The organism is uncultured Amnibacterium sp., assembly GCF_964245895.1.
In the GTDB taxonomy this organism is placed as follows: domain Bacteria; phylum Actinomycetota; class Actinomycetes; order Actinomycetales; family Microbacteriaceae; genus Amnibacterium.
Genome location: NZ_CAXTOQ010000155.1, coordinates 1 through 7,769 on the forward strand (window position 1 = coordinate 1; position 7,769 = coordinate 7,769).

Annotated in this window: 10 protein-coding genes; 4 read left to right on the forward strand and 6 right to left on the reverse strand. The window is 75.2% G+C overall.

Annotated features, from left to right (window positions below; all coding sequences use genetic code 11):
- Positions 1-88 precede the first annotated feature (88 nt).
- A complete protein-coding gene (locus ACFE60_RS15885) occupies positions 89-478 on the reverse strand; it encodes a TetR/AcrR family transcriptional regulator (protein ID WP_375389834.1) in 390 nt (129 codons plus the stop codon).
- An 84-nt stretch (positions 479-562) separates the two neighbouring features.
- Between ACFE60_RS15885 and ACFE60_RS15890 the strand changes: the two genes are divergently transcribed.
- Genes ACFE60_RS15890 through ACFE60_RS15900 form a run of 3 tightly spaced genes read left to right on the forward strand, consistent with a single transcriptional unit; the run spans position 563 to position 2,259 of the window.
- Positions 563-1,543 (forward strand): aldo/keto reductase, encoded by a 981-nt coding sequence (locus ACFE60_RS15890; RefSeq protein ID WP_375389835.1) that lies wholly within the window; start codon positions 563-565, stop codon positions 1,541-1,543.
- 60 nt (positions 1,544-1,603) lie between these two features.
- On the forward strand, positions 1,604-1,861 hold the full coding sequence (locus ACFE60_RS15895) for a type II toxin-antitoxin system Phd/YefM family antitoxin (protein WP_375389836.1): 258 nt from the start codon (positions 1,604-1,606) through the stop codon (positions 1,859-1,861).
- Complete coding sequence (locus tag ACFE60_RS15900; protein ID WP_375389837.1) at positions 1,858-2,259, forward strand: PIN domain-containing protein; 402 nt, start codon at positions 1,858-1,860, stop codon at positions 2,257-2,259. Before ACFE60_RS15895 ends, ACFE60_RS15900 begins: the two co-directional genes overlap by 4 nt.
- A 45-nt stretch (positions 2,260-2,304) precedes the next feature.
- On the opposite strand, the gene ACFE60_RS15905 is transcribed toward ACFE60_RS15900, so the two are convergent.
- The 3 genes from ACFE60_RS15905 to ACFE60_RS15915 form a co-directional block, all read right to left on the reverse strand.
- Positions 2,305-3,372 carry an alpha/beta fold hydrolase gene (locus ACFE60_RS15905; RefSeq protein ID WP_375389838.1) on the reverse strand — a complete coding sequence of 356 codons (1,068 nt, stop codon included), beginning with the start codon at positions 3,370-3,372 and terminating at the stop codon, positions 2,305-2,307.
- 23 nt (positions 3,373-3,395) lie between these two features.
- Complete coding sequence (locus ACFE60_RS15910) at positions 3,396-4,283, reverse strand: alpha/beta hydrolase (RefSeq protein ID WP_375389839.1); 888 nt, start codon at positions 4,281-4,283, stop codon at positions 3,396-3,398.
- 103 nt (positions 4,284-4,386) lie between these two features.
- Positions 4,387-5,133: a 3-hydroxybutyrate dehydrogenase gene (locus tag ACFE60_RS15915; RefSeq protein ID WP_375389840.1), complete on the reverse strand. Its 747-nt coding sequence runs from the start codon at positions 5,131-5,133 to the stop codon at positions 4,387-4,389.
- 127 nt (positions 5,134-5,260) lie between these two features.
- On the opposite strand from ACFE60_RS15915, the gene ACFE60_RS15920 reads away from it, so the two are divergent.
- On the forward strand, positions 5,261-5,905 hold the full coding sequence (locus ACFE60_RS15920) for a HEAT repeat domain-containing protein (RefSeq protein WP_375389841.1): 645 nt from the start codon (positions 5,261-5,263) through the stop codon (positions 5,903-5,905).
- A 16-nt stretch (positions 5,906-5,921) separates the two neighbouring features.
- Here the strand turns inward: ACFE60_RS15920 and ACFE60_RS15925 are convergent, their stop codons facing one another.
- Positions 5,922-7,088, reverse strand: coding sequence for an acetyl-CoA C-acyltransferase (locus ACFE60_RS15925; protein WP_375389842.1), 1,167 nt, complete (start codon positions 7,086-7,088; stop codon positions 5,922-5,924).
- 126 nt (positions 7,089-7,214) lie between these two features.
- A partial coding sequence (locus ACFE60_RS15930; RefSeq protein WP_375389843.1) for a hypothetical protein occupies positions 7,215-7,769 on the reverse strand: 555 nt, incomplete at its 5' end.

Consider the following 7,769-nt stretch of genomic DNA (forward strand, 5'->3'; position numbering starts at 1 on the left):
CCGCGGTGCGGCGCAGCTCGACCGGGACGTGCCCGGGGTTGCGAGCGGACAGCTGGCCGGCGACGCGGGCCGCCAGCGCCTCCTCCACCTACGCGACGGGCTCCGTCAGCGCGACCGGCAGATCGGGCCGGGCGAACATCGGCGCGAACGCCGCGTTCCCCTCCTTCACCGCGACGATCGGGTCGAGGGTGCGGTCCAGCACCTCCTCGAGCGGCGCGGCCACCGGGTCGAACGCCTCGAACGCCGTCTCGTAGGCGGCGCGCAGCTCGGCCGCGTACCGCCGCCCGAGGGCGACCGCGATGTCCTGCTTGTCGCGGAAGAACTGGTAGAGCGAGCCGGGGGAGATCCCCGCCTCCGCCGCGATCGCGTTCGTCGTCGCCCGCTCGACGCCGACGCGGGCGAACACCGCGACGGCCGCCTCCAGGATCAGGGCGGCCCGGCGCTCGCCCCGGGCGAGCCGGGTGGGGGTCCGCTCCACGCCGCCACGGTACCGCAGGGGTGGACAGAAGCGAGCATCTGCTCGTATCGTGCATGCGAGCGAATGCTCGTAAACAGGAGGTGGATGGTGCGGAGGATCGCGGACCTGGAGGTGGGCGAGCTCGGGCTCGGCTGCATGGGGCTCGCCACGGTGTACGGCCGACCGGACCCGAGGGAGGCGCGGGCGACGCTCGACGCCGCGCTCGAGGGCGGGGTGCGGCTGCTCGACACCGCGGACATGTACGGCGACGGGACGAGCGAGCGGTTCCTGGGGGAGTGGCTGCCCGGGCGGCGGGACCGCGTGGTGCTCGCGACGAAGGCGGGCATCCGCACCCGGCTCGGCGGCCTGCCGGCCGGGCTCGACGGCCGCCCGGCGCACCTGCGCGCCGCGCTCGACGCCTCCCTCGGGCGGCTGGGCACGGACCACGTCGACCTCTACTACCTGCACCGCGTCGACCCGCGGGTGCCGATCGAGGACAGCGTGGGCGCGATCGCCGGGTTCGTGCAGGCGGGGAAGGTGCGGCAGGTGGGCGTCAGCGAGGTGACCGCGAGCGAGCTGCTGCGGGCGCACAGCGTGCACCCGATCGCCGCGGTGCAGTCCGAGTGGAGCCTGTTCACCCGCGACCTCGAGCGCGACGTCGTGCCGGCGGCGCGCTCGATCGGGGCGACGGTCGTGCCGTACAGCCCGCTCGGCCGGGGGATGCTGACGGGCGATCCGCGGGCGACGACCCGCCTCCCGCTGCTCGACTACCGCCGGTTCCTGCCGCGCTGGCGGGGTGCGAACCTGCGCAGGAACCTCGCGCTGGTGGACCGCGTGCGGGAGGTCGCCGGCCGCATCGGCGCGACGCCCGCGCAGGTGGCGCTCGCCTGGCTGCTGGGCCAGGGCGAGGACGTGGTGCCGATCCCGGGCACCACCCGGCGCCGCTCGCTCGCCGACAACCTCGGTGCGACGAGGATCACGCTCACCGATGGGGACCGCGCGGCCCTCGACGGCCTGCAGGCCGCAGGCGGTCGGTACGGGCGGCGCGGGGCGATGGGCGTGCTGCCGGAGGACGCGGCGGGCTGACCCCTCCCTCCTCGACGGTCATCCGTCCAGGGGTGTGGCAGCGGTGCTACAGTTGCGCACATGATATCGGTCGCATCGCGGGACCTCCGGAACCACACCGCCGAGGTGCTGCGCACGGTGGCAGAAGGCACGCGCGTCACGGTCACGGTGAACGGCGCCCCCGTGGCCGAGATCTCGGCGGTCAGGTCCAGCCGCGCGACCTTCCTGACGAAGGCCGATCTCGTCCGGATCGTCTCGACGAGCCGCGCCGACGCGGGACTGGCGCACGTGCTGGACGAGCTCGCGGGTGAGACGACGGACGATCTGGACGCGCTGTGAGCGACCGCGCGGCGCTGCTGGACACCAGCGTGCTGATCGCGCGGGAGACGGACAGGCCGATCGGCATCGACCTCCTGCCCGATCGCACGGCGATCAGCGTCGTGACGGTCGGTGAGCTGCAGGCCGGCGTCCTCGCGGCCGAGGACGTCTCGGTCCGAGCTCGGCGGCTCGCGACGCTCGAAGCGATCAGCGCGTTCGAGACGCTGACCATCACCGTCGACGCGGCGCGGTCCTGGGCGGAGCTGCGGGTCCGGCTGGCGCAGGCCGGTCGACGAGCCAAGGTGAACGACCTCTGGATCGCCGCGGTCGCGGCCGCGAACCGGCTGGACGTCGTGACGCAGGACGCCGACTTCGACGTGATCGAGTCCGTCGGCGGCCCCCGCGTCATCCGCGTCTAGACCTGCGGCACCGTGCTCAGCGGGCCGGCGCCGTCCGGGCTCCGCTCAGCGGGGGTCGGAGCGCACCACCGCGAGCAGCGCCTCCACGAACGCGTCCTGCTGCTCGAGATGGGGGGAGTGCCCGGTCTCCGGCAGGGCGAGCTCCCGGTACCAGCCCGCCCTGCGGGCGTACTCGTCGAGCACGTTCCGGGTCTGCGCGACCATCGGCTGCGAGGGCGCGACGTCCGCGCCCGGCCAGCCGGGGACGATGCCGGCGGAGCCGAGGGTGTTCAGGTCGAAGTAGCTCGCATCGGAGACGATCGCGTCCTGCTCGCCGCGGATCCACAGGATCGGCGGCTTGTCCGCGATGTCGACGATCGCCGTCAGGTCCAGGTGGTCCGGGGTCATCGTGTTCAGCACGCCGCGGCCGCCGGGTCCGAACCCGGGCCAGGCGTCGACCGTGGTCGCGTCGCCGGGGTAGTTGTCGACGCCGGTCGTCGTGGTGAGCATCGACTCGACCCAGACGTCCTCGTGCTCGATGCCCTCGGGGTGCGCGACGTACGCGGTGCGGTAGACGGTGCGGGGGGAGGTGGGGCCGTCGCCGCGGTCCTGCTCCTGCAGCGCCCGCACGAAGTCGGGGTTCGCGCCGCCTCCGCCGGAGCCCGCACCGCCGTTCAGCACGGTGCCGTCGAGCGCCGTGCCGCCGAACCCGTACGGGCTGACCGGCGACTCCAGCGTCACCGACAGCACCAGGTCGCGGCGGTCGAGCAGCAGCTGCAGCACGACGCCAGCGCCCATGCTCCAGCCGACGAGGTGGACGGCACCGGTCGCCATCTCGTCGAGGACGCTCGCCACGTCGTCGGAGAAGTCCCGCAGGCCGCGCGTCGCGTCGACCGGCTTCGCCTCGCTGCCGCCGAAGCCCCGCAGGTCGATCGCTACGGCCCGCACCTCCGGCGGCAGCGCGAGCATCAGCGGCTGGAAGAACAGCGACGAGGACACGTTGCCGTGCACGAGCACCACGGTCGGGCCGCTGCCGACGCCCGGGCGGTCGAGGATGCGGGCGCGGTAGCGGGGCGTCGCGACATCGACCGCCGTTATGCCGTCGAACAGCATGCCGTCGAGGACGGTCTGCATGGGAGCTCCTTCGTTCGCTGGGTTCAGGGGCGCTCGATCGCACCGCGGACGACGTCCGCGACCCGGTCGGCGCCCGGGGAGGTCATCACGATCGTGTAGTGGTTCACCTGCGGCACCTCGATCACCGCGAGCTGCGGCACCAGCGCCGTGCCCGCCTCCAGCGCGCCGGGCGGGTAGAGCCCTGGCGGCTCCGCCTGCAGACCGAGCGCGGCACGCAGGACCGTGGTCGGCTGCCGCACCTGCCGCAGCGCGGCGCGGTACCAGTCGGGGCCGAACAGCTCCCGCTGGTCGGTCGCGACCGCCTCCGGGTTCGCGGAGGGGGTGAAGCCCTGCTCCGCGGGCTCGAGGTCGTAGTCGGCGTACCGGGCGATTTCCTCGCTCCAGTCGCGGGCGAACGCCGGGTGCGCCTGCCAGAAGGCCCGGTACGCGGCGCGGGAGGGGAACACCGTCGTCAGGCGCTCGAAGGCGGGTCCGAGGAGGGCCGCGGGGGAGCGGGTGAGCAGCTGCTCGAGGTCGACGCCCGGGGGAGGGGCGAGCGGGAGGCCGCCGTCGACGAGGACCAGCTCGCGGACGCGCGTCGGCTCGGCGGCGCCCAGCAGCGCGGAGACGAACGCGCCCATCGAGTGGCCGACGACGACGACCTCGTCGAGGTGCAGGGCGTCGAGTACGCGCTGCAGGTCCGCCGCGTGGCGCCGCAGCCCGAACGGGCCCGGGAGGTGGCTGCTGCGGGCCCGGCCGCGCAGGTCGGGAGCGATCAGCCGAACGTCCGGGAGGAGGCGCGCGAGCGCCGCCCAGGTACGGCTCGATGCGGTGATGCCGTGGATCGCGAGGACCGGGGTGCCGTCCTCCGGGCCGTGCTCGGCGACCGCGAGGGGGCCGCCGTCGACCGGGACCGTCGTGTCGCGGGTCACGCGCGGGCTCCGGCGGCCTGCGTGATCGGGTGGTCCCGAGGCTCGCTGCGCTCGCGCCTCGACCGGCGGGCCCCGGAGACCTTCTCGTTGCGAATGAGACGGGTCACTTCGCGGTCCAGCCGCCGTCCATCGTGAGCGACGCGCCGTTCACCATGGCCGCCGTGTCGCCCGTCAGCCAGAGGACCAGGTCGGCCACCTCCGCGGGCTCGACGAGGCGCTTCACCGCCGCCTCGGTCAGCATGATGCGCTCCACGACCTCGGACTCGTCGATGCCGTGGACGCGGGCCTGGTCGGCGATCTGCCGCTCGACCAGCGGGGTGCGCACGTAGCTCGGGTTGACGCAGTTGCTCGTGACGCCCCTGCCGCCTCCCTCCAGCGCGATCGTCTTCGACAGTCCCTCCAGCCCGTGCTTCGCGGCGACGTACGCCGACTTGTAGGGGCTGGCGCGCAAGCCGTGCACGCTGCTGATGTTGATCACGCGGCCCCAGCCGCGCTCGTACATCCCGGGCAGCGCCGCCCGCGCCAGCTGGAAGGGGGCGACGAGCATCAGGTCGACGATGAAGCGCCAGCGGGCCGGGTCGAAGTCCTCGATCGGGCTGACCGTCTGCACGCCCGCGTTGTTCACCAGGATGTCGGCGGTCAGCCGCAGATCGTCCAGGGCGGCGGGCTTCGACAGGTCGACCTGCCACACCTCGCCGCCGATCGGCTCGGCGACCGCCGCGGCCGCGTCGCCGTCGAGATCCGCGACGACGACGTGGGCCCCCGCACCGGCGAGGGCGGTCGCGATGGCGGCGCCGATGCCGCTCCCGCCGCCGGTGACGACCGCGTGCGCGGCGGTGAGGTCGGGCATGCCACCTCCTGCTCCATCGCGTGCGTCGGCACCTCGCACGCTAGCGGAGGACCGCGTCCAGGTGCTGCGGACGCCGGGTCCGCCACCATCGAGCGGTGACGCCGTGCACCGCACCCGGATCCCGCCCATGAGCCCGGAGGAGCTGGCGCAGCGCCTCCGTGCGGCCGACGGGTCGGTGCGGCTGCAGGCGGCGCTCTCGGCCGGCTCGGACCCGGACCCGGCGACGGCCGAGGTGCTCGTGCAGCGCTGCGGCGCCGAGCCCGACTTCTTCGTGCGCGACATGCTGACCTGGGCGCTCACCCGGCTGCCCGCGGACGTGACGGTCCCGCGGCTGGTGGCGGAGCTGTCGTCCCCGTTCCCGCAGGCGCGCAGCCAGGCGCTGCACACGCTGTCCAAGATCGGCGATTCGGGCGCGCTGCCCGCCCTGACGGCGGCGCTGCTGCACGACGAGGAGGACGAGGTCGCCCGCGCCGCCTGGCGGGCCGCCGTCGTGCTGACCCCGGCGGAGGAGCGGGCGGCGCTCGCCGCCGACCTGGCCGGCGAGCTCGGCCGACGGAGCCGCGAGTGCTGGCGCAGCCTCAGCGAGGCGCTGGTCGCGCTGGGCGAGGACGCCAGGGCGCCGCTCGACGGCGCGGCGACGTCGGGCGCGTTCCCGGTCCGGGTGCACGCCGCCGCGACCGTGCTGCTGGTCGACGGGACGCACCGGGACTTCCGCTCCGCGGTCGAGCAGGCGCAGCGCAGCGCGATCGAGCCGCCCGGCGCCGCCCCCTGACCCGATGAGGCCGGCGCTATCGCGCGAGCCCCTCCAGCACGAGCGCGGCGCCCTGCCCGCCGCCGCCGCAGATCGCGGCCACGCCGAGGCTGCCGGCGCCCGCCTCCGCGAGCCGGCGCGCGAGGTGCCCGGCGATCCGCGTGCCGGAGGCGCCGATGGGGTGACCGAGCGCGATCGCGCCGCCGTGGGCGTTCACGAGGTCGGAGTCGACGCCGAGGAGGCGGGTGGAGACGACCGCGACCGCGGCGAACGCCTCGTTGATCTCGACGGCCCGCAGGTCGGCCGCGCTGCGGCCCGCCAGCTCGAGCGCCCGCAGGGCGGCGTTCGCGGGCTGCGCGTGCAGCGAGACGTCCGGGCCCGCGACCGAGGCGGAGGCGAGCACCCGGGCGATGCCCCTCCCGCCGGCGAGCGCCTCGTCCATCAGCACGACCGCGGCGGCGCCGTCGGTCAGCTGGCTCGAGTTGCCGGCCGTGACGCCGCCCTGCGGATGGAACGCGGGGCGCAGCGCGGCGAGGGACTCGATCGTCGTGTCGGCGCGCAGGCCGTCGTCCGCGCTGATCGTCGCGCCCTTCCTGCCCGGCGTCGTGAGCGGCGCGATCTCCCCGGCGAGGAAGTTCGCGCCGGCCGCCAGGCGCGCGTGGGAGGCGGCGGCCCAGGCGTCCTGCTCCTCGCGGGAGACGACGTGGTCGGCGTTGTGCTCCTCCGTGGAGGCGCCCATGCTGCGGTGCTCGAAGGCGTCGGTGAGGCCGTCGTGGTCCATGGTGTCGAGGAACTCGATCGCGCCGTACCGCTTCCCGACGCGGGAGCCCGGCCAGGCGTGCGGGGCGAGGGTCATCGACTCCTGGCCGACCGCGACGACGACCCGAGCCCGGCCGTCGGCGATCATCCGCGCGCCCTCCGCGACCGCCTCCAGCCCGCTGAGGCAGACCGCGTTCAGCGTGATGGCCGGCACGGTGAGCGGGATGCCGGCACCGACGGCGGACTGCCGGGCCGGGTTCTGACCGGCGCCGGCCTGCAGCACCTGGCCGCCGACGACGCGGTCCACCTCATCCGGGGACACGCCCGCGTTCGCGAGCGCGGCCGTGATGGCGTGCGCGCCGAGGTCCGTCGCGGGGATCTGCGCGAACACGCCGGTGAACTTCACGAACGGGGTGCGGGCGTAGCCCACGATCACGGCGGTCATGCGGAGGGTCTCCATTCCGGGCGGGGACGGGGCTACGGCGACCCCCGGCCATGCTCGCGCGGATCCGGCTGGGAGTCCACGCGACCGCGGCCGGCCGCTCGGTGCCGGCTGATCGGTGCCGACTGGTCAGTGCAGATCGGGCGCGAGCTGCCCGCTGATCGCCACCACCAGCGTCCAGCCGACTCCCGGCGGCGCCTCGACCGCGATGCGCGTCGGCGGGCGGCTCGGGTAGACGAACACCGTCGGCGCCCGCGCGCCCGAGTGGTCCTGCGCGATGCCGCGGGCGGCGACGAGGGGGTAGGAGGTCCAGTCCATCCGCGTGAGCATGATCAGCGCGCGCCACGACACGCGGGTCGGCGCACTCGACGTCACGTCGACCAGCACCCGGCCGCCCTCGAACGACCCGTCCGGCGGGTCGAAGCCCACGACGGCGGTGCCGTACCCCTGGAACCGCTGGCCGACCACGGCCGTGCCGTCGATGGAGACGGGGACGGGCGTCGGCCCGTCGGCCCGGCCGTCGACGGTGAGCACCCGCCCGTCGCCCACGTCCTGCAGCACCGCCTGCACCCGGGGCGTCGCGGTCGCGGTCGCATCGGGCGTCGACCCCGGCTGGCCCAGCCGGACCCCGGCGAGCAGCGCGACGCCCGCCACCGCCGCCAGCGCGGGGACCGCGATCCACCG

Bases quoted from the DNA above. Each gene is read 5' to 3' on its own strand.
- ACFE60_RS15890 (WP_375389835.1), top strand. From the start codon at position 563: ATGGTGCGGAGGATCGCGGACCTGGAGGTGGGCGAGCTCGGGCTCGGC.
- ACFE60_RS15895 (WP_375389836.1), top strand. From the start codon at position 1,604: ATGATATCGGTCGCATCGCGGGACCTCCGGAACCACACCGCCGAGGTG.
- ACFE60_RS15905 (WP_375389838.1), bottom strand. From the start codon at position 3,372: ATGCAGACCGTCCTCGACGGCATGCTGTTCGACGGCATAACGGCGGTC.
- ACFE60_RS15915 (WP_375389840.1), bottom strand. From the start codon at position 5,133: ATGCCCGACCTCACCGCCGCGCACGCGGTCGTCACCGGCGGCGGGAGC.
- ACFE60_RS15920 (WP_375389841.1), top strand. From the start codon at position 5,261: ATGAGCCCGGAGGAGCTGGCGCAGCGCCTCCGTGCGGCCGACGGGTCG.
- ACFE60_RS15925 (WP_375389842.1), bottom strand. From the start codon at position 7,088: ATGACCGCCGTGATCGTGGGCTACGCCCGCACCCCGTTCGTGAAGTTC.